Source organism: Streptomyces sp. NPDC053076 (genome assembly GCF_044546845.1).
Lineage (GTDB): Bacteria > Actinomycetota > Actinomycetes > Streptomycetales > Streptomycetaceae > Streptomyces.
Window position 1 is genome coordinate 1 of sequence record NZ_JBITZL010000016.1, and the last position, 21,848, is coordinate 21,848.

A 21,848-nucleotide genomic window follows, 5' to 3' on the forward strand; every position below is an offset into this window, starting at 1 on the left:
CGGCTGGACCGCGTCCTGCGTCCGAAGGTCGACGCCGCGCTCAACCTCCACCGGCTCACCCGCCACCACCCCCTCAAGGCATTCGTCCTCTTCTCCTCCGCGGCCGGTGTGCTCGGCACCCCCGGCCAGGGCAACTACGCGGCGGCCAACGTGTTCCTGGACGCCCTCGCCGCCCACCGCGCCGCGGCCGGACTGCCGGCGCTGTCCCTGCCGTGGGGCCTGTGGAGCGAGCGCAGTGAGCTGACGGCGTCGCTCTCCGACACGCAGGGCGAGGGTGCGGGCCGGTCGGGCGTCCTCGGCCTGTCCTCCGAGGAGGCGCTGGGCCTCTTCGACACCGCGCGGAACTCCGGAGAGCCCGTGCTGGTGCCGATCCGCCTCGACCACGCGGAGCTCCGCCGCCAGGACGTACCGCCGGTGCTCCGGCACGAGGTGCGCAACCCCGCGCACGCCGGGCCGGGCACCGCACGGTCCACGTCCGCCTCGGCTCGGGAGCAACTCCTGGGGCTGCCCGAGGAAGAGCGCCGGACAGCCCTGCTGGACCTCGTCCGCACCCATGCCGCCGCGGTGCTCGGGCACTCGGGATCCGGCTCGGTGACGGCGGACCACGCCTTCAAGGAACTGGGCTTCGACTCGCTCACCGCCGTCCAGCTGCGCAACCAGCTGAGTGCGGCGACCGGTGTGAAGCTTCCGCCGACCGTCGTGTTCGACCACCCCTCCCCGGCCGCCCTGGCCGACCACCTCGGCAGCGAGCTCTTCGACGACGGCCCGGACCCGGACTCGGCCGCGGTCCTGGCGGAGCTGGACAGGCTCGAGTCCGCCCTGCTCTCCTCCCTGTCCCTGATCCCGGACCCGGAGCAGGTGTCGTCCCGGCTGCGCGCTCTCGCCGCGAAGGTCGCCGGCACCGGCGGTGGCAGCGCGGGCATCGACCAGGAACTCGCCTCGGCCACAGCCGACGAGCTGTTCGGCCTCATCGACAAGGAATTCGGATCCGTGTGACACGGGCCGCTTCAAGGCGCTGAACGGCACTTCCTACGTGATCTTCGAAAGGCATTGGGCAAGGCGATGGCAGAGCAGGAAAAACTCCTCGAGTACCTGAAGCGGATGACGGCCGACCTCCGGCAGGCGAACCAGAGGCTCAGTGACGTCGACGCCAAGGCGCACGAGCCGATCGCCATCGTGGGTGTCGGCTGCCGTTTCCCCGGCGGGGTGCGCTCCCCGGAGGACCTGTGGGAGCTGGTGGCCACCGGCTCGGACGTGATCTCCGGTTTTCCGGTGGACCGCGGCTGGGACCTGGAGGGTCTCTACGATCCGGATCCTCAGGTGCGCGGGACGGTCTATGCCCGAGAGGGCGGCTTCCTGCACGAGGCGGCGGAGTTCGACGCGGGGTTCTTCGGCGTCTCCCCGCGTGAGGCGTTGGCGGTGGATCCGCAGCAGCGGTTGCTGCTGGAGACGTCGTGGGAGGCGTTCGAGCGGGCGGGCATCGATCCGGCGTCGCTGCGCGGCAGCCGCACCGGCGTCTACATGGGCCTGATGTACCACGACTACGCCGTTCACGCCGGCGGTGTACCCGAGGATCTGGAGGGCCACCTCGGCACCGGTACCGCGGGCAGTATCGCGGCCGGGCGCATCGCGTACACCTTCGGCCTGGAGGGCCCCACCCTCACGGTGGACACGGCGTGTTCGTCGTCGCTGGTGACGCTGCATCTGGCGGTGCAGGCGCTGCGGCGCGGTGAGTGCGCGATGGCGCTGGCGGGCGGTGTGACGGTGATGTCGTCACCGGCGGCGTTCCTGGACTTCAGCCGGCAGCGTGGACTGTCCCCGGACGGGCGGTGCAAGGCGTTCGCGGAGGGCGCGGACGGCACCGGCTTCGGTGAGGGTGTGGGTGTGCTGGTGGTGGAGCGTCTGTCGGACGCTGTGCGGCTGGGGCATCCGGTGCTGGCCGTGGTGCGGGGCAGCGCGGTCAACCAGGACGGCGCCAGCAACGGTCTGACCGCGCCCAACGGGCCCTCGCAGCAGCGGGTGATCCGGCAGGCCCTGGCGGACGCCCGGCTCGGTGCCGGAGATGTGGACGCGGTCGAGGCGCACGGCACGGGTACGCGGTTGGGTGACCCGATCGAGGCGCAGGCGCTCATCGCGACCTACGGCCAGGAGCGGGACGGTGAACGGCCGCTGTTCCTGGGGTCGTTGAAGTCGAACATCGGGCATGCGCAGGCTGCCGCCGGTGTGGGCGGTGTCATCAAGATGGTGATGGCGCTCAGGCACGGTGTGCTGCCGAAGACGTTGCACGTGGACGCGCCGTCGTCGCATGTGGACTGGTCGGCGGGGTCGGTGGAGCTGCTGACCGAGCGGCGGGACTGGCCCGAGGCCGGCCGGCCGCGCCGGGCAGCCGTCTCCTCCTTCGGGCTGAGCGGCACCAACGCCCACGTCATCCTCGAACAGGCCCCCGCGGCCGAACCGGAGGCGGCGCCCGACCGGCCGTACGCACTGCTGCCCTGGGTGATATCCGCCAAGACTCAGACGGCGCTGCGCGCACAGGCCGAGCGGTTGCACGCCTTCGTCACCGAGCGGCCGGAACTCGACCTGGTCGACGCGGCGTACTCGCTGCTGCGCCGCCGTTCCGGGTTCGAGCACCGGGCCGTCGTCCTGGCCGGGGACCGCGCCGAGCTGCTGGCCGGGCTCGCCGCCGTGGCGGCCGGCGAGCCCGCGGCCCACGTGGTGCGGGGCGCACGCGGCGACGGCAAGCTCGCCTTCCTGTTCACCTTCCAGGGCAGCCAGCGCCTGGGCATGGGCCGTGAGCTGTACGAGGCGTACCCGTTCTACGCGGCGGCCTTCGACGAGGTGTGCGCCGCCCTGGACGCGCATCTCGACCGGCCGCTGAAGGAGATCGTCTTCGCCGCCGAGGGCAGTCCGGAGGCCGCGTTGCTCGCCCAGGCCGACTACGGTCACCCGGCGGTGTTCGCCCTGGAGGTCGCCCTCTACCGGCTGGTCGAGCACTGGGGCATCCGGCCCGACGTCGTCTTCGGCGGCTCCAACGGGGACTCGGCGGTGCTGCACGTGACCGGTGCCCTGTCGCTGGCGGACGCGTCCGCCTTCGTCACCACGCGGGGCCGGCTGCTCCAGCGGACGCCGCCCGGCGGCACGATGGTCGCGATCGAGGCGTCCGAGGACGAGGTCCGCGCCTCCCTGCGGGGCCGCTCCGGCACGGCCGACATCGCCCTGGTCAACGGCCCGCGGCAGGTGGTCGTCTCCGGTGACGAGGAACTCGTCGCGCGGATCGGCGACGAGTGGCAGGCCGCCGGCCGGCGGACCCACCGGATGTCCTTCGGCCGGGCGTTCCACTCCGCGCACATGGAACCGGTCCTGGAACCGTTCGTGGCCGCGGTCCGCGCACTGGACTTCAGCCGGCCGCGCATCCCCGTCATCGACTGCCTGGACGGCCGGCTGGCGGACCCCGACGAGTTCTGCTCCCCGGAGTACTGGGGCCGCCACGTCCGTGGCGCCGTCCGGTTCCTGGACGGGATGCGCACCCTGGAGGCCGACGGCGTCCGCACCTACCTGGAGCTCGGCCCGGTCGCGATGCAGTCCCTGATGGGACGCGAGTGTCTCGCCGAGGACAGTGACGCGGTACTGCTGCCCACCCTGGCCGACGGGCGCCCGGAGCCCGACACGCTGCTGACCGCCCTGGCCCATCTGTACGTACGCGGCATCGACGTCGACGCCGACGCCGTCTTCGGCCACCTCGGTCCGCGCCGTACCGAGCTGCCCACGTACGCCTTCGACCGCGCCTCCTACTGGCTCGCCGACTCCCCGGCCGCCGGCTCCGCCCGGCCGGCCGAGCTGGGTCTGCGCGGCGCCGACCACCCGCTGCTGGGCGCTGCGGTGTCGGTGGCGGGCGCCGACGAACTCCTGCTCACCGGACGCCTGTCGGCGCGTACCCAGCCGTGGCTCGCGGACCACGCGGTGGGCGGCACGGTGCTGCTGCCGGGCACCGCCTTCGTCGACCTGGCGCTCCACGCCGCCGACCTGTCCGGCTGCCGCACGCTCGAGCAGCTGACCCTGGAGTCCCCGCTCGTCCTGCCCGAACAGGGCGCCGTCCAGATCCAGGTGGCCATCGGCGCCGCGGACCCGGAGGGCCGGCGCGCACTGACCGTCTTCGCCCGGCCCGACGGCCTCCCCGACCGGCCGTGGACCCGGCACGCCACCGGCACCCTGACCGCCGACGACGCCGTGGAAGCACCGGGCCCGGACCTGGCGCACTGGCCCCCGCAGGGCGCCCACGCCCTCCCGGTGGACACGCTGTACGACGACCTCGCCACCGCCGGACTCGACTACGGCCCGGCCTTCCGTGGCGTACGCGCGGCCTGGCGACGCGGCGCCGAGGTCTTCGCCGAGGTCGCCCTGTCCGAGGAGCCGGCCGAGGGGTACGGCGTGCACCCGGCACTGCTGGACAGCGCGCTGCACGTGTGGAGCCTCACCGAACCGGCGGCCGGCGCGGGCCGGCCGCGGCTGCCGTTCCACTGGGCCGGGGTGCGGCTGTTCGCCACCGGCGCCGACACCCTGCGGGTGCGGCTGGCCCCGGCCGGCCAGGACACGATGACCCTGACGGTGGCCGATCCGGCCGGACTGCCGGTGGCGTCCGTGGAGTCGCTGGTGGTACGGCCCGTCACGGCCGAGGCGCTGCGCACCTCGGCCACCGCGGACGCCCTGTACCGGCTCGACTGGCTCCCCGTGGAGGCGGCGGAGCAGCTGGCCCCGGGCAGCTGGGCCGGCGTCGGCCCCGCGACGGACGACCACTACCCCGACCTGCCGGCCCTCGCGGCCGCGCTCGACGCCGGTGCGGCCCTCCCCGACGTGGTGGTCGTGCGCGAGCGGCCCGCGCTCGACGACCTCCACCAAGCGGTCCACCGCACCCTGCGGCTGCTGCGGGCATGGCTGGCCGACGAGCGCTTCGGCACCGCCCGGCTGGTCCTCGTCACCGGCGGCGCGACCGGCGAGCAGGTCACCCACCCGGCCGCCGCCGCGCTGCACGGCCTGGTGCGTTCCGCACAGACCGAGCACCCGGGGCGGTTCGTCCTGGTCGACACCGACCGCCCCGCGGAGCCGCTCACGGCAGCCGTGCTCGGCACCGAGCCGCAGTTCCTCGTCCGCGGCGGCACCTGGTCGGTGGCCCGGCTCGCCCGGGCCGAGGTCCCCACCGGCGCCGCCGCGTTCCGGCCGGACGGAACCGTCCTGGTCACCGGCGGCACCGGCACCCTCGGCGCGGCCGTCGCACGGCACCTGGTGACGGCACACGGCGTCCGCCATCTGCTGCTGACCAGCCGCCGAGGGCCGGCCGCCGAGGGCGCCGAGGCGCTGGCGGCCGAACTCGGCGAGCTGGGCGCCACCGTGTCGGTCGTCGCCTGCGACGTGGCCGACCGGTCCGCCCTCGCCGGACTGCTGGCCGGCATCCCCGCCGGACACCCGCTGACCGGCGTCGTCCACGCGGCCGGGATCGTCGCCGACGCACTCCTGGAATCCCTCCTTCCGGAGCAGGCCGACGCGGTGCTGCGGCCCAAGGCCGATGCCGCGCTCCACCTCCACGAACTCACCCGGGACCTGGACCTGGCGCACTTCGTGCTGTTCTCCTCCGCCGCCGGGGTGTTCGGCGGCGCGGGACAGAGCGGGTACGCGGCGGCCAACGCCTTCCTGGACGGCCTGGCCGCCCACCGCCGCGCGGCCGGACAGAGCGCCCTGTCGCTCGCCTGGGGTCTGTGGGGCGAACGCAGCGGCATCACCGGCCACCTGGCCGAGGCGGACCTCGCCCGCATCGAGCGGGCCGGCTTCGCCCCGCTCACCGTCGAGGACGGCCTGGCGCTCTTCGACGCCTGCCTCGCCGCAGACCGGGCGGCCCTGCTCCCGATGCGGCTCGACACCGCGCCGCGGCCAGGCAGCGAGATACCGCCGCTGCTCAGCGGAGTCATCCGCACCTCCCGCCGTACCGCGCGGACAGCGGTCGCGCCCACCGCGGCGCTGCGCGACCGGCTGCTGGCGCTGCCCGCCACCGAACGCGACGGTGTGCTGCTCGACGTGGTGCGCACCCACGCCGCGACCGTCCTCGGCCACGCCACACCCGACGCCATCGGGGCCGAGCACACCTTCCGCGACCTCGGCGTCGACTCGCTCAGCGCCGTCGAACTGCGCAACGCGCTCGGCCCCCTCACCGGACTGGCCCTGCCCCCCACCCTCGTCTTCGACTACCCCACCCCGGCCGCGCTGGCGGCGTATCTGCGCCGGGAACTCCTGGCGGAGGACACCACCGACAGCACCGGCACCGCCGGACCCGTCACCGGCACGGATGACGATCCGATCGCCATCGTGGGTGTCGGCTGCCGTTTCCCCGGCGGGGTGAGTTCGCCGGAGGACCTGTGGGAGCTGGTGGTCACCGGTTCGGACGCGATCTCCGGCTTCCCGGTGGACCGTGGCTGGGACCTGGAGGGTCTCTACGATCCGGATCCTCAGGTGCGCGGGAAGGTCTACACGTGTGAGGGCGGGTTCCTGCACGAGGCGGCGGACTTCGACGCGGGGTTCTTCGGTGTCTCGCCGCGTGAGGCGTTGGCGATGGACCCGCAGCAGCGGTTGCTGCTGGAGACGTCGTGGGAGGCGTTCGAGCGGGCGGGCATCGACCCCACCTCGCTGCGCGGCAGCCGCACCGGCGTCTACATGGGCCTGATGAACCGCGACTACCTCACCCGGCTGCGTACCGTCCCCGAGGAACTGGAGGCGTTCCGCGGCACCGGCACCGCGGGCAGCGTGGCAGCCGGGCGGCTGTCGTACACGTTCGGCCTGGAAGGGCCGGCCGTCACGGTGGACACGGCGTGTTCGTCGTCGCTGGTGACGCTGCATCTGGCGGTGCAGGCGCTGCGGCGCGGTGAGTGCGCGATGGCGCTGGCGGGCGGTGTGACGGTGATGTCGTCACCGGCGGCGTTCCTGGACTTCAGCCGGCAGCGTGGACTGTCCCCGGACGGGCGGTGCAAGGCGTTCGCGGAGGGCGCGGACGGTACCGGCTGGGCCGAGGGCGCGGGTGTGCTGGTGGTGGAGCGTCTGTCGGACGCGGTGCGGCTGGGGCATCCGGTGCTCGCCGTGGTCCGGGGCAGCGCCGTCAACCAGGACGGCGCCAGCAACGGCCTGACCGCGCCCAACGGGCCCTCCCAGCAGCGCGTCATCCGGCAGGCGTTGGCCGATGCGCGGTTGCGCCCGGCGGACGTCGACGCGGTCGAGGCGCACGGCACGGGTACGCGGTTGGGTGACCCGATCGAGGCGCAGGCGTTGCTGGCGACCTACGGCCAGGAGCGCACTGACGAACGGCCGCTGTTCCTCGGGTCGTTGAAGTCGAACATCGGGCATGCGCAGGCTGCCGCCGGTGTGGGCGGTGTCATCAAGATGGTGATGGCGCTCAGGCACGGTGTGCTGCCCAAGACGTTGCACGTGGACGCGCCGTCCTCGCATGTGGACTGGTCGGTGGGGTCGGTGGAGCTGCTGACCGAGCGGCGGGACTGGCCCGAGGCCGGCCGGCCGCGCCGGGCAGCCGTCTCCTCCTTCGGGCTGAGCGGCACCAACGCCCACGTCATCCTCGAACAGGCCCCGGCGGCCGAACCGGTGCCCGACACGGAGTTCGGTCCGGTCCCCTGGGTGATATCGGCCAAGACACAGCCGGCGCTGCGCGCACAGGCCGAGCGGCTGCACGCCTTCGTCACCGAGCGCCCCGAGCTCGACCTGGGCGCCGCCGGACACGCGCTGCTGACCACCCGGACCGCCTTCGAACACCGGGCCGTGGTGGTGGCCCAGGAACGTGCCGAACTCCTGCGCGGCCTGGCCGCCGTGGCCGCCGGTGAGGCCGCCGCGGGAGTCGCCGAGGGCCGCCGCCGCTCCGGCCGGCTCGCCGTCCTGTTCACCGGGCAGGGCAGCCAGCGACTCGGCATGGGCCGCGAGCTGTACGACGCGTACCCCGTCTTCGCCACAGCCTTCGACGAGGTGTGCGCCGCCCTGGACGCGCATCTCGACCGGCCGCTCAAGGAGATCGTCCTCGCCGCCGAGGACAGCCCCGAGGCGGCCCTGCTCCACCAGACCGGGTACACCCAGCCCGCCGTCTTCGCCCTGGAAGTCGCCCTCTACCGGCTGATCGAACACTGGGGCATCCGGCCCGACGCCGTCGCCGGGCACTCCATCGGCGAACTGGCCGCCGCGCACGTCACCGGCCTCTTCGCCCTGCCCGACGCCGCCGCCCTGGTCGCGGCCCGCGGGCGGCTGATGCAGGAACTGCCGGCGGGCGGCGCCATGGTCGCCGTACAGGCCACCGAGCGGGAAGTGCTCGACCTCGTCGCCGAGGCGGCCGACCAGGTCGGTGTCGCCGCCGTCAACGGGCCGTCCGCCGTCGTCCTGTCCGGCTCCGCCGAGGCGGTGCTCGGCATCGCCGAACGGCTGCGCGCCCTGGGCCGCAAGACCAAGCGCCTCGAGGTCAGCCACGCCTTCCACTCACCGCTCATGGACCCCATGCTGGACCGCTTCGCCGAGGTGGCGCACCGCGTCCGGTTCGCCCCGGCCGGCACGCCGTTCGTCTCCACCGTGACCGGCCGTCCGGTCACGGCCGAGGAACTCGGCAGCCCGGAATACTGGGTGCGGCACGTCCGGCAGCCCGTGCGCTTCCACGACGCCGTGTCCGCCCTGGCGGCCGACGGCGTGACCACCTTCCTGGAGGTCGGCCCGGACGGGGTGCTGTCCGCGATGGGCCCCAACTGCCTGCCGGCGGACGCCGAAGCCGTCCCCTTCGTGCCCTGTCTGCGTGGCGGCACCGGCGAGGTGCAGAGCCTGAGCCGGGCCGTGGTCCAGCTGCACGCGCACGGCGTGGCCGTGGACTGGCCGGCGTTCTGCGGCACCCCGGTGGACTGGTCGGCGGCGTTCGACGGACCCCGCCCGCCCCGCACCGAGCTGCCCACCTACGCTTTCCAGCGGCAGCGCTACTGGCTCGACGCGCCGTCGACGCCGCCGGAGGACCTGGGCGCGGCCGGAATCGGCGCGGTGGACCACCCGTTGCTGGGCGCCGCCATCGAACTGCCCGGCAGCGACGGGCTGGTGTTCTCCGGCCGGCTCGCCGCCGACACCCACCCCTGGCTCGCCGAGCACACCGTCGCCGGGACGCCGGTGCTGCCCGCCTCGGCCGTCCTCGACATGGTCCTGCGGGCCGGGGACGCGACCGGCTTCGAGTTCATCGAGGAACTCACCCTCGACACCCCGCTGGTCCTGCCGGACCGGGGAGGCGTCCAGCTCCGGCTGAGCGTCGGCCCGTCCGGTGACGAGCGCACCGTCGAACTGCACTCGCGGCCCGAGGAGAACTCCGGCCTCGGGGGATGGGTCCGCAACGCCCACGGCACCCTGCGCCCCACCGGCCCCGCCCCGGACACCACCCTGGCCGCGTGGCCACCGGCCGGTGCCGGACCGGCCGCGGCCGAGGACCTCTACGGGCTGCTCGCGCAGGCGGGACTCGACCACGGACCGGCCTTCCAGGCCGTCCGGTCCGTGTGGCGCCGCGACGCGGAAATGTTCGCCGAGGTCGCCCTCGGGCCGGCCGAGGCGCAGGACGCGGACCGGTACGGCGTCCACCCCGTCCTCCTGGACGCCGCGCTGCACCCGCTCGGGCTGACCGGGTCGGTCGGCCTGCTGCCCGTGTCCTGGTCGGGCGTGTCCGTGCACGCCACCGGCGCCACGACCGTCCGCGTCCGCGTCGCCCCGGCCGCGCCTGACGCGCCGGACGCGGTGTCCCTCCTGCTGACCGACCAGGACGGACTGCCGGTCGCGTCGGCGGACCGCGTGGGCCTGCGTCCCGTACCGGCCGACCTGCCCCGCCCGGCGGCACAGCGCACCGCTGCTGCGTCCTCGCCGGTCCGGCGCACGGTCACGGCCGCGCCCGCCGCGGCGCCCGGGGCCAGGGAGAGGCTGCTCGCACTGGCGCCGGACGACCGGGCCCGCACGCTGCTCGACATCGTCCGCCGCGGCACCGCCGTGGTCTTCGGGCACGCCGGCCCCGACGACGTGGACCCGGCGCAGTCGTTCAAGGACATCGGCATCGACTCGCTCACCGCCGTGGAACTGCGCAACCAGGTGACGGCGGCCACCGGCCTCCAGGTGCCGCCGACCGTGCTGTTCGACTGCCCCACCCCCGCCGCGCTCGCCGAGCGGCTGGCGGAGGAGGCCGCGGCCGAGCTGTCCGGTGTCCGCGAACTCCACCGCGAACTGGACCGGCTGGAGGCGCTGCTGTCCGCGCTGCCCGGCGAGGGCACGGAACGCGAGGAGATCCACGCCCGGCTGCACGCCCTCACCGGCTCCCGGGAGCGGCCGGTGGACCGCCCGGCGGCGACCGACCTGGAGTCCGCCACCGCCGAGGAGATCTTCGACCTGCTGGACGCCGAACTGGAGTCGCCGTGAGCACGGAACCTGTGACCAACGAGGCGAAGTACCTCGACTACCTCAAGCGCGCGACGGCCGACCTGCGCGAGGCCCGCCGGCAGGTGCGCGAGCTGACCGACCGCCGGCACGAACCGGTGGCGATCATCGGCATGAGCTGCCGCTACCCGGGCGGCGTCGACGACCCGGACGGCCTGTGGGAGCTGGTGTCGCAGGGCCGGGACGCCATCACCGGCTTCCCGGACAACCGGGGCTGGCCGGCCGGCGGAACGGGCCACGGCGGATTCCTGCACCGCGCGGACGAGTTCGACGCCGACTTCTTCGGCATCTCACCGCGCGAGGCCCTGGCCATGGACCCGCAGCAGCGGCTGCTGATGGAGGCGGCCTGGGAGGCGTTCGAGGCGGCCGGCCTCGACCCGTCCGCCGCCCGCGGTGAACCGGTCGGCGTCTTCACGGGCCTGAACCTGCACGACTACGCCACCCGGGCCGAGGCCCTCCCCGCCGAGGTGATGGGCTACCTCAGCACCGGGAACTCCGGGAGCGTCGCCTCCGGGCGGATCTCCTACTTCCTCGGCCTGGAGGGCCCCGCCGTCACCGTCGACACGGCCTGCTCCTCCTCCCTGGTGGCCCTGCACCTGGCGGCCCAGGCGCTGCGCCGCGAGGAGTGCGCGATGGCGCTGGCCGGCGGTGCGACGGTGATGAGCTCGCCCGGCGCGTTCGCGGACTTCGGCGCCCAGGGCGGCCTGGCCGCGGACGGCCGCTGCAAGTCCTTCGCCGCCGCGGCCGACGGCACCTCCTGGGGGGAGGGCGTGGGCCTGCTCCTGCTGGAGCGGCTGTCCGACGCGCACCGGCTCGGGCACCCGGTGCTGGCCGTGGTGCGGGGCAGTGCCGTCAACCAGGACGGCGCCAGCACCGGTCTGACCGCGCCCAACGGCCGCGCCCAGCGCCGGGTGATTCGGCAGGCCCTCGCCGACGCCCGCCTGAACCCCGCGGACGTCGACGTCGTCGAGGCACACGGCACCGGCACCCGGCTCGGCGACCCCATCGAGGCCCAGGCCCTGCTCGCCACCTACGGCCAGCACCGCCCGGCCGGCAGCCCACTCCGGCTCGGCTCGCTGAAGTCGAACATCGGACACACCATGGCGGCGGCCGGCGTCGGCGGCGTGATCAAGATGGTGCAGGCCATGCGGCACGGGACCCTGCCCAAGACCCTGCACGTCGACGCCCCGTCCCCGCAGATCGACTGGTCCGCGGGGTCCGTGGAGCTGCTGACCGAGGCACGGCCCTGGCCCCGCACGGACCGCCCGCGCCGCGCCGCCGTCTCCTCCTTCGGGATGAGCGGCACCAACGCCCACGTCATCCTCGAACAGCCCGGGGACCCGGCCGGGGAACCCGCCGCGGCGCGGTCCGGGCCGGCCACGGCTGAGCAGCCGGGGCCGGCCGCCGCGCAGCGGCCCACCGAGGCCGGGCGACCGGCAGCCGGCGGGATGCCGACCGGACGGGTCGCCGCGGGCGCGGCCCTGGCTGCGGAAGCCGCGGCGGGAGCGGTCCTGGCCGGGAAAGCCGTGGCCGGTGCGGTCCTGGCTGGGGAAGCCGTGGCCGGTGCGGTCTCGGCTGGGGAAGCCGCCGCCGGTGCGGCTCGTGGCCCCCTGCCGTGGGTGCTCTCCGCCCGTACCCCGCAGGCCCTGCGCGCCCAGGCCGCCCGGCTGCGCGCGCACCTGCTCGACCACCCGGAACAGTCCGCCGCCGACGCGGCCTGGTCCCTGATCACCGGCCGCGCCGCGCTGGACCACCGCGCGGTCGTCGTCGCCGACGGCCGCGACGACCTGCTCGCCCGGCTCGGCGCCCTGGCGGACGGCCAGGACGTCCCGGGCACGGTGCGCGGCACGAGCGCCGCCCGCACGGCCGGCCGCACCGCCTTCGTCTTCCCGGGCCAGGGCTCGCAGTGGCGCGGCATGGCCGTCGAACTCGCCGCCTCCTCCCCGGTCTTCCACAACCGTCTGCGGGCCTGTGAGGACGCGCTCGCCCCGCACGTGGACTGGTCGCTGACCCGGGTACTGCGCGGCGACCCGGAGGCGCCCTCCCTCGACCGGGTGGACGTGGTCCAGCCCGCCCTGTTCGCCGTCATGGTGTCGCTGGCCGCCCTGTGGCAGTCGTACGGCATCGAGCCGGACGCCGTCGCCGGCCACTCGCAGGGCGAGATCGCCGCCGCCTGTGTCGCCGGCGCCCTGTCGCTGGAGGACGCCGCGCTGGTGGTCGCCCTGCGCAGCCAGGTCCTGACCCGACTGGCCGGCCGCGGCGGCATGGCGTCGGTCGCCCTGCCCGCGGACCGGGTGACGCCCCGGCTCGCCCCCTGGGCGGACCGGCTCGCGGTCGCCGCGGTCAACGGCCCCGGCGCGACCGTGGTCGCCGGTGACGCCGACGCCCTCGACGCCTTCCTGGCGCTGAGCGAGACGGACGGGGTGCGCGTGCGCCGGGTGCCGGTGGACTACGCCTCCCACTCACCGCAGGTCGAGGCCGTCCGCGAGGAACTGCTGACCCGGTTGTCCGTCGTCACCCCCAAACCCGCCGACGTGCCGTTCTACTCGTCGGTCACCGGCACCCCGCTCGACGGAACGGAGCTGGACGCCGACTACTGGTACCGCAACCTGCGCCGCACCGTGCGGTTCGAGGACACCGTACGGCTGCTCGTCCAGGACGGTTTCCGGTACTTCGTGGAGGCGAGCCCGCACCCCGTGCTCGTCGGCGGCATCACGGAGACGGCCGAGACCACCGGGGCCGGCCGCGTCACGGTGACCGGCTCACTGGTGCGCGACGAGGGGCACCTCGGCCGCTTCCTGGCGTCGGCCGGCGAACTGCACGTGGGCGGCGCCGCCGTGGACTTCACCGCCGCCATCCCGGACGCCCGGCGCGTCGAACTGCCGCGCTACGCGTTCCAGCGGCGCTCGTTCTGGCTGGCGTCCACCCCCGCCGCGACGCTGCCCGCCGCGCCCGCGCCCGCCCCCACCGCGCAGGAGGACACCGACGCGCTGCCGGCGATCCTCGCCCGCCTCGCCGACGACGAGGAGCGGGCCGCCGCGATCACCGACCACGTCCGCACGGCCGCCGCCGCCGTCCTCGGCCACGCCACGCCGCAGGACGTCGATCCGGACCGGTCCTTCGTGGAACTCGGATTCGAGTCCCTGACGGCCATGCAACTGCGCAACCGGCTCCGGGACTCCAGCGGACTGCCGCTGCCCGCGACGCTGATCTTCGACCACCCCACGGTCCACGCGCTGGCCGCCCACCTCGCGGAGTGCCTGGCGCAGACGCCCGGCGGGCAGACGGCCGGCGACCCGCTGACCGGCCTGTTCCGGCACGCCCACCGCACCGGCCGGCTGACCGAGGGGTTCCAGCTGCTGACCGCCGCCGCGGCCCTACGGCCGGACTTCGAGCGGCGCGCCGACGCGGACCGCTGGCCCACCCCGGTCCGTGTCACCGCCGGCACGGGAGACCTCGCCGTCCTGTGCTTCCCCTCGCTCAGCGCCGTCTCCGGACCGCAGGAGTATCTGCGGCTCGGCTCGGCGCTCGGCGCGGCCGGAGAGGTCTGGGCGCTGCCGCACCCCGGCTTCGCGGCCGGCGAACCGCTGCCCCGCTCGGCCGAGGCACTGATCACCGCGCAGGCGCAGACCGCCGTCGAACTCGCCGCGGGCCGCCGGACCGTGCTGCTCGGCCGCTCCTCCGGCGGCTGGATCGCGCACGCCGTCGCCGCCCACCTGGCCACGCTCGGCACGCCGGCCGCCGCCGTCGTCCTGGCCGACACCTTCGCCCGCAGCGCGGACCGGTCCAGCACCCGGCTGATGGTCTCGCAGCTGCTGGAGAACGACATGGCCGCCGAACTCCTGGACGACCAGCGGCTGGTGGCGATGGGCGGCTACTTCCGGGCCTTCGCGGAGTGGACCCCGCACCCCCTGGACACCCCCGTGCTGCTGCTGCGCGCCACCGCCGAGGTCCCCGGCGTGCCGCAGGGCGAACGCGGGGCGGGCTGGGAGTACGCCCACCACGTGGTCGACGTACCCGGAGACCACTTCTCGATGCTCGACGAACACCATCGGACAACCGCCGACGCCATCGCGTCCTGGCTGCGCACGGAGGTACGGGGATGACCAACGCCCTGACTGCACAACAGCTCTGGATCCACCGTTTCCCACCGGCCCCCCAGGACACCGACCTGACCCTGGTCTGCTTCCCCCACGCGGGCGGCTCGGCAAGCTACTTCCGCCCGCTCGCCGCCGCCCTGGGGCCCGTCGCCGAGGTGCTGTCCGTGCAGTACCCGGGACGGCAGGACCGGCGCGCCGAGGCGCCGATCACGTCCGTCGACCGGCTCGCCGACGAGATCCTCCCCGTGCTGGAGTCCCTGCCGCGGCGCCGGCTGGTGCTGTTCGGCCACAGCATGGGTGCCTGTGTGGCCTTCGAGGTGGCCCGCCGGATCGAGCGTGGTTCCTCGCTCGAACTGCTCGGACTGGTCGCCTCCGGCCGCACCGCCCCGCCCACCCTGCGCGACACCAAGGTCCGCCTGATGGACGACGACGGGGTCATCGCCGAGATCCGCCGCCTGAACGGCACCGACGACCGGCTCCTCCTCGACGACGACATCATCCGGATGATCATGCCGGCCATCCGCGGCGACTACCTCGCGGTGGAGTCGTACCAGTACCGGCCGGGACCGGCTCTTCGCTGCCCGATCAGTGTGTTCGTCGGCGACGACGACCCGCAGGTCTCGCGCACCGAGGCCGAGGAGTGGCGCGACCACACCGAGGGCGGCTTCACCCTGCGCAGCTTCCCCGGCGGCCACTTCTACCTCGCCGAGCAGAAGGCCCAGGTGGCCCGGGCGCTGGCCGAGGACCTCGCGCGCTTCCACTGACCGCACACCTCCGGCGCCCCCGGCGCCGGCACACCCCCCGAAACAGAAAGAACGAGCAATGGCAAACGAAGCGGCTGCCCCGGCACGCCCGCCGTTCGGACTGACCGTCCTCGCCGTGTCCCTGCCGATGTTCATGGTCGCGCTGGACAACCTGGTGGTCACCAACGCCCTCGCGTCCATACGGCGTGACCTGGACGCCTCGGTCCAGGGCCTGCAGTGGATCACCAACAGCTACATCCTCGGCTTCGCCGGCCTGCTGCTCGTCGCGGCCGGCCTCGGCGACCGGTACGGACGCCGCAAGGTCTTCGTCTCCGGGCTCACGCTGTTCGTGCTGTTCTCGGTCGGCTGCGCCCTGTCCACCTCGACCGAGGCCCTCATCACCCTGCGCGCCCTGCAGGGCATGAGCGCGGCCGCCGTCCTGCCGCTGTCGCTGACGATGCTGACCGTGGCCGTGCCGCCGGAGAAGCGCGGCGTGGCGATCGGCGTGTGGTCCAGCATCAGCAGTCTGGCCGTCGGCATCGCCCCGCTGATCGGCGGCGCCATCACCACCGGCATCGGCTGGCACTGGCTGTTCTGGCTGAACGTTCCCATCGGACTCATCGCCGTACCGCTGGTGCTGCGCGTGCACGCCGAGAGCCGGGGCGCCGCCGCCGGACTGGACCTGCTCGGACTGCTGCTCGGCGCGGCCGGTGTGCTCGCCCTCGTCTGGGCGATCGTGGACAGCAGCGACTACGGCTGGACCTCCTCCCGCGTGCTCGGGAAGTACGCCGCGGCCGCGGTCCTGCTGCTGCTGTTCGTGCTGTGGGAGCGCCGCACGGCCGAACCGCTGCTGCCGCTGCGCATCTACCGCAGCCGCGCCTTCACCCTGACGAACATCTCCTCCCTGGCCGTCTACTTCGGCCTGTTCGGTTCGATCTTCTTCCTCGCCCAGTACCTCCAGGTGGCCCGCCACCACTCGCCGTTCGTGGCCGGCCTGTGGACGCTGCCGTGGGCCGTCATGCCGACCATCTGCGCCCCGTACGCGGGCAAGCTCATCCCCAAGGTCGGCCCGGCCCGGCTGATCGCCGCCGGACTCGGCCTGGCAGCCGTGGGTCTGGCCTGGTGCGCGCTGATCTCCGACCCCGGCACCGCGGACTGGCAGATGGTGGCGCCGTACATGCTGTGCGGCATCGGCACCGGCCTGATCTTCGCGCCGAGCGCCACGGTCGTCGTCAGCTCCGTCCAGCCCCAGGACATCGGCAAGGCGTCCGGCACCAACGCGACCGTCCGGGAGATCGGCAGCGCGCTCGGCATCGCCGTCCTCACGACCGTGTTCACCAGCCGCGGCGGCAGCTACACCTCGCCCGCGGCCTTCACCGACGCGGTCATCCCCGGCCTGTGGATCTGCGTCGCGGTCCTGCTGCTCGGCGGCGTGGTGGCGCTGGGCATCCCGGCCCTCAAGGCCCCCGCCGCCGCCCCCGCGCCGGCCAAGCAGCCGGCTCTCGACTGAGCCCCGACATCACGCCCGACCGAGCCCCGACATCACAAGGAGCACACGTACATGGTCACCTTCGCCGACCTCTACGCCGAATACGGCGTGAAGTCCCCGCACGACCTCTTCGAGCGCCTGCGCGAGGAGCGCCCGCTCTTCCAGGTCCAGCTGCCCAACGGCGTGCCGCTGTGGCTCGTCACCCAGTACGCCGACTGCCGGGCGGGGCTCGGTGACGCCCGGCTGTCCAACCGGATCGGCACCCGCATCGTCGCCCAGGACATCCTGCCCGCCGAGATCCGGGCCAGCATGGGCACCCACATGCTCCGGGTGGACGGCACCGACCACACCCGGCTGCGGCGGCTGGTCTCCTCGGTGTTCACGGCCAAGCGGATCGAACGGCTGCGGCCGATGGTCGAGCAGATGACCAGCGACCTGCTGGACAAGATGGCCGTGCAGGAACAGCCGGACGCGATCCACGACCTGGCCTACCCGCTGCCGATGCAGGTGATCTGCGAGCTGCTCGGCGTGCCCGTCTCGGACCACGAGCGCTTCCGCGCCTGGTCCAACGCCTACCTGGCGGGCGTGGGCACCCAGAACTTCCCCGTCGAGGTGGTCACCGAGTTCGTCCACTACGTCCGCGACCTCGTCGAGCAGAAGCGGGCCGAGCCGGACGACAAGCTGCTGTCGGCGATGATCACCGCCCGGGACGACGAGGACCGGCTCGCCGAGCACGAGCTGACCTCGATGTGCTTCCTGCTCATCATCGCCGGCTACGAGACCACCGTGAACCTGCTGGGCAACGGCACGGCCCTGCTGCTGGACCGGCCCGAGCTGGCCGACCGCCTGCGCGCCGACCACGAGGCGATCCCGGCGGCCGTCGAGGAGTTCCTGCGCTTCGAGAGCCCGGTGCCCGGCGCCAGCTTCCGGGTCGCCACCGAGACCCTGGAACTGGGCGGCCGGACCATCGAGGAAGGCGAGCTGGTGCTGATCTCCCTGCTCTCCGCCAACCGCGACGAGCAGGTCTTCTCCGACGCGATGACCTTCGACGCCGAACGCAGCCCCAACCAGCACATGGCCTTCGGCTACGGCATCCACTACTGCCTGGGCGCCCCGCTGGCCCGGCTGGAGGCCCACATCGCCTTCCGCCAGCTGCTGGAGCGCTTCCCCCGGATGGAGCGCCTGGACCCGTCGGCCGATCTGCGCTGGCGGCCGGGGCTGGTGATGCGTGGTCTGACCGAACTGCCGGTGAAGCTCAACCAGTAGCCCCTCCGTCAGGTGGTGGCGGGCGCGGCCACCACCTGACGGTTCCGCAGCCCTCTGGAACAAAGGAAGTCTCAGTGATAGCCGATCTCGTCGCCGCGATCGAGTCGTCCGACGCGGAGACCCGGGACTTCGCGTCCCTGCCGGTACCGGAGTCGTACCGTGCCGCCGTGCTGTTCAAGGACGAGCAGGACATGTTCGACGGCCTCCCGGTCGGCGACCGGGAACCCGCCAAGGCCCTGCACATCCACGACGTACCGACCCCGGAGCCCGGCCCGGGCGAGGCTCTGATCGCCGTCATGGCGAGCTCCGTCAACTACAACACGGTGTGGAGCGCGCTGTTCTCGCCCGTGCCGACCTTCGCCTTCCTCGAACGCTACGCCCGCACCGGCGGCTCGGCCGCCCGGCACGACCTGCCCTACCACGTCATCGGCTCCGACCTGTCCGGCGTGGTCCTGCGCACCGGCCCGGGAGTGCGCCGCTGGCACCCCGGTGACCGCGTGGTGGCGCACTGCCTGTCCGTCGAGCTGGAGGACGCGGCCGGCCACGACGACACCATGCTCGACCCCGAGCAGCGGATCTGGGGCTTCGAGACCAACTACGGCGGGCTGGCTCAGCTGGCGCTGGTGAAGGCCAACCAGCTGATGCCCAAGGCCGGCCACCTGACCTGGGAGGAGGCCGCCGCACCCGGCCTCGTCAACTCCACCGCCTACCGCCAGCTCGTCTCGCGCAACGGCGCCGGCATGAAGGTCGGCGACACCGTGCTGATCTGGGGCGCAGGCGGGGGCCTCGGTTCGTACGCCACTCAGTACGCGCTGGCGGGGGGCGCGATACCGATCTGCGTGGTCTCCAGCGAGCAGAAGGCGGAGATCTGCCGCGCGATGGGCGTCGAGTCGATCATCGACCGCAGCGCGGAGAACTACCGGTTCTGGCGGGACGAGCACACCCAGGACCCCCGGGAGTGGAAGCGCCTCGGGAACCGGATCCGCGAGCTGACCGGCGGTGAGGACGTGGACATCGTGTTCGAGCACCCGGGGCGGGAGACCTTCGGTGCCTCGGTCTACGTCGCCCGCAGGGGCGGCACGATCGTCACCTGTGCCTCCACCTCCGGCTACCGGCACGAGTTCGACAACCGCTACCTGTGGATGCACCTCAAGCGGATCATCGGCTCCCACTTCGCCAACTACCGCGAGGCGTGGGAGGCCAACCGGCTCGTCGTCAAGGGCCGCATCCACCCCACCCTCTCCCGCACCTACCCGCTCACGGACATCGGCCGGGCGGTCGATGACGTCCACCGCAACCGCCACCACGGCAAGGTCGGTGTGCTGTGCCTGGCCCCGCGGGAGGGCCTGGGCGTCACCGACCCCGAACTGCGGGAGCGGCACGAGCCGGCCATCAACCGGTTCCGCACCGCCTGAGCGCGGCGGCCCGGCCGCCGGCTCCCCCCCCACACACCCGACAGATTGGCAGTACGCACGTGACCGACAACCCGGTCGAGAAAGACACCCTCGCCTACCCGTTCGAGCGGCCCACCGCGCTCGAACCGTGCCCGCACTACAAGCGGCTGAGGGAGACGTGTCCGGTCGCGGACATCCGGATGCCCAGCGGGGACCACGCCCTCCTCGTCACCGACTACGAGTCGGTGCGCACGGTGCTGTCCGACGCCCGGTTCAGCCGCGCCGCCACCGCCCGGCCCGGTGCCCCCCGGATCGGGACCGAGCCGCAGAACGCCAAGAACCTGCTCAGCATGGACCCGCCGGAGCACACCCGCGTCCGCCGGCTGGTGTCCCGGGAGTTCACCGCCCGCCGGGTGGCGGCTCTGCGACCGCGCATCCAGAGCCGCACCGACGAGCTGCTGGACGCGATGGAGCGGACCGGGTCGCCGGCCGACCTCGTCCCCGCCCTCGCCTTCCCGCTGCCCGTGACCGTCATCTGTGAACTGCTCGGGGTCCCGCTCGACGAACGCGAGCAGATCGCCGAATGGTCCGGCACCGTCCTGTCGACGGTCTCCCTGCCGGTCGAGCGGATCGTCGCCGCCCACACGGGTCTCGCGACCTACCTGGGCGGGCTCATCGCCGCCAAACGGAAGGAGCCGGGCGACGACCTCCTCTCCGCCCTGGTGTCGATCCACGAGGCGGACGCCGAACGGCTCGACGAGGAGGAACTGCTCCACCTGGCCATCACCCTCCTCATCGCCGGGCACGAGACCACGACCAACCAGATCGCCAACGGTGTCCTGGCGCTGCTGACGCACCCCCGGCAGTTCGAGGCGGTGCGCCGCGACCCCGGTACGGTCCCCGCCGCAGTGGAGGAACTGCTGCGCTTCGTGCCCCCCGGTGACGAGGCGACCCTGCGCATCGCCACGGAGGAGGTGACGCTGGGCGACACCGTCGTGCCCGCGGGCACCGCGGTCCTGGCGTCCCTGGCCTCGGCCAACCGCGACGCCGGACAGTTCACCGATGCCGACTCCCTCGACGTCACCCGCGCCCCGGGCGCCCAGCACCTGACGTTCGGCTACGGCATCCACTACTGCCTCGGCGCGGGACTGGCCCGTCTGGAACTGGAGATCGCGCTCGAGAGCCTGCTGCGCCGGTTCCCCTCGCTGCGGCTGGACATGCCGGCCGAGGAGGTCCCGCGGTCCTCCGGCCGGCTGATCCACGGGGTCACGTCGCTGCCCGTCGCCTGGTAGGCAAGCCGCCTTCCGGCGGGGCGCACGCCGGAAGGCGGCTCGTGCCCCGTCGCGCCGGTGAGCGCGGCGGGGCCACGGAGCTCAGCTTCCGGCGGCGGGCGCCGTACGCCCCTCGAAGGCCGCCAGGATCCGTTCCGCCGCCAGGGTCGCCGTCAACCGGCCCTCCCTGACCTGCCGTTCGAGATCCGGGGCGGCCGCACGCACCGCCGGATCGGCGTGCAGCCGGCCGAGCAGCTCGTCGCGGACCATCGCCCAGGTCCAGCCGACCTGCTGGTCCCGGCGCTTGGCGGCCAGCTTCCCGGTGGAGTCCAGCAGCGTCCGGTGCTGCTCCAGCCGCTCCCACACGGTGTCCAGGCCGGCCGCCTCCCGGGCGCTGCAGTGCAGCACCGGCGGCGTCCAGAAGGCGTCCTTGCCGTGCATCAGCCGCAGGGCGCCCGCCAGTTCGCGGGCCGCGGCCCGGGCGTCGCGTTCGTGCGGGCCGTCCGCCTTGTTGACGGCGATCACGTCGGCCAGCTCCAGGACGCCCTTCTTGATGCCCTGGAGCTGGTCGCCCGTGCGGGCCAGGGTCAGCAGCAGGAAGGAGTCGACCATGTCGGCGACCGCGGTCTCGGACTGGCCGACGCCGACGGTCTCCACGAGGATCACGTCGTAGCCGGCCGCCTCCATCACCACCACCGACTCCCGGGTGGCCTTGGCGACCCCGCCCAGCGTGCCCGCGCTGGGGGAGGGCCGCACGAAGGCCGCCGGGTCGACCGCCAGCCGCTCCATCCTGGTCTTGTCGCCCAGGATGGAGCCGCCCGTACGGGTCGAGGAGGGGTCGACGGCCAGGACGGCCACCCGGTGCCCCAGCGAGGTCAGCATCGTGCCGAACGCGTCGATGAACGTCGACTTGCCGACACCCGGTACCCCGCTCACGCCGATCCGCCGCGCCCGGCCGCTGTGCGGCAGCAGCTCGGTGAGCAGTTGCTGGGCCAGCGCCCGGTGCTGTGGCCGGGTCGACTCGACGAGCGTGATGGCGCGGGCCACCAGGGACCGCTTCCCGTCGAGCACACCCTTCACATACGTGTCGAGATCGATCACTGCCATCG

The 21,848-nt window shown here is 73.9% G+C and carries 8 protein-coding genes and 1 pseudogene; 8 read left to right on the plus strand and 1 reads right to left on the minus strand.

Annotation, left to right across the window (positions count from 1 at the left end; translation table 11 throughout):
- The 8 genes and pseudogenes from ACIGYR_RS37450 to ACIGYR_RS37485 form a co-directional block, all read left to right on the plus strand.
- The coding region (locus ACIGYR_RS37450; protein ID WP_399608415.1) for a beta-ketoacyl reductase at positions 1-996 on the plus strand (996 nt) is incomplete at its 5' end.
- Between the two features lie 66 nt (positions 997-1,062).
- A complete protein-coding gene (locus ACIGYR_RS37455) occupies positions 1,063-10,458 on the plus strand; it encodes a type I polyketide synthase (protein ID WP_400014450.1) in 9,396 nt (3,131 codons plus the stop codon).
- A 14-nt stretch (positions 10,459-10,472) separates the two neighbouring features.
- Positions 10,473-14,582, plus strand: a pseudogene (locus tag ACIGYR_RS37460) (type I polyketide synthase); the annotation flags it as partial.
- Entirely contained in the window at positions 14,579-15,340 is a 762-nt protein-coding gene (locus ACIGYR_RS37465) for a thioesterase II family protein (protein WP_399608412.1), read from the plus strand. The pseudogene ACIGYR_RS37460 and the gene ACIGYR_RS37465, both read left to right, overlap by 4 nt.
- A gap of 58 nt (positions 15,341-15,398) precedes the next feature.
- Positions 15,399-16,829, plus strand: coding sequence for an MFS transporter (locus tag ACIGYR_RS37470; RefSeq protein WP_399608409.1), 1,431 nt, complete (start codon positions 15,399-15,401; stop codon positions 16,827-16,829).
- A 51-nt stretch (positions 16,830-16,880) separates the two neighbouring features.
- On the plus strand, positions 16,881-18,074 hold the full coding sequence (locus ACIGYR_RS37475) for a cytochrome P450 (protein WP_399608406.1): 1,194 nt from the start codon (positions 16,881-16,883) through the stop codon (positions 18,072-18,074).
- Between the two features lie 77 nt (positions 18,075-18,151).
- Positions 18,152-19,489, plus strand: coding sequence for a crotonyl-CoA carboxylase/reductase (gene ccrA / locus ACIGYR_RS37480; RefSeq protein WP_399608418.1), 1,338 nt, complete (start codon positions 18,152-18,154; stop codon positions 19,487-19,489).
- Between the two features lie 59 nt (positions 19,490-19,548).
- Positions 19,549-20,760: a cytochrome P450 gene (locus tag ACIGYR_RS37485; RefSeq protein ID WP_399608403.1), complete on the plus strand. Its 1,212-nt coding sequence runs from the start codon at positions 19,549-19,551 to the stop codon at positions 20,758-20,760.
- An 81-nt stretch (positions 20,761-20,841) separates the two neighbouring features.
- Here the strand turns inward: ACIGYR_RS37485 and meaB are convergent, their stop codons facing one another.
- A complete protein-coding gene (gene meaB / locus ACIGYR_RS37490; protein WP_399608400.1) occupies positions 20,842-21,846 on the minus strand; it encodes a methylmalonyl Co-A mutase-associated GTPase MeaB in 1,005 nt (334 codons plus the stop codon).
- Positions 21,847-21,848: the final 2 nt, after the last annotated feature.

Excerpts from the sequence above, each read along its gene's own strand:
- ACIGYR_RS37475 (WP_399608406.1), top strand. The coding sequence starts at position 16,881 with ATGGTCACCTTCGCCGACCTCTACGCCGAATACGGCGTGAAGTCCCCG.
- ACIGYR_RS37455 (WP_400014450.1), top strand. The coding sequence starts at position 1,063 with ATGGCAGAGCAGGAAAAACTCCTCGAGTACCTGAAGCGGATGACGGCC.
- meaB (WP_399608400.1), bottom strand. The coding sequence starts at position 21,846 with ATGGCAGTGATCGATCTCGACACGTATGTGAAGGGTGTGCTCGACGGG.
- ACIGYR_RS37470 (WP_399608409.1), top strand. The coding sequence starts at position 15,399 with ATGGCAAACGAAGCGGCTGCCCCGGCACGCCCGCCGTTCGGACTGACC.
- ACIGYR_RS37465 (WP_399608412.1), top strand. The coding sequence starts at position 14,579 with ATGACCAACGCCCTGACTGCACAACAGCTCTGGATCCACCGTTTCCCA.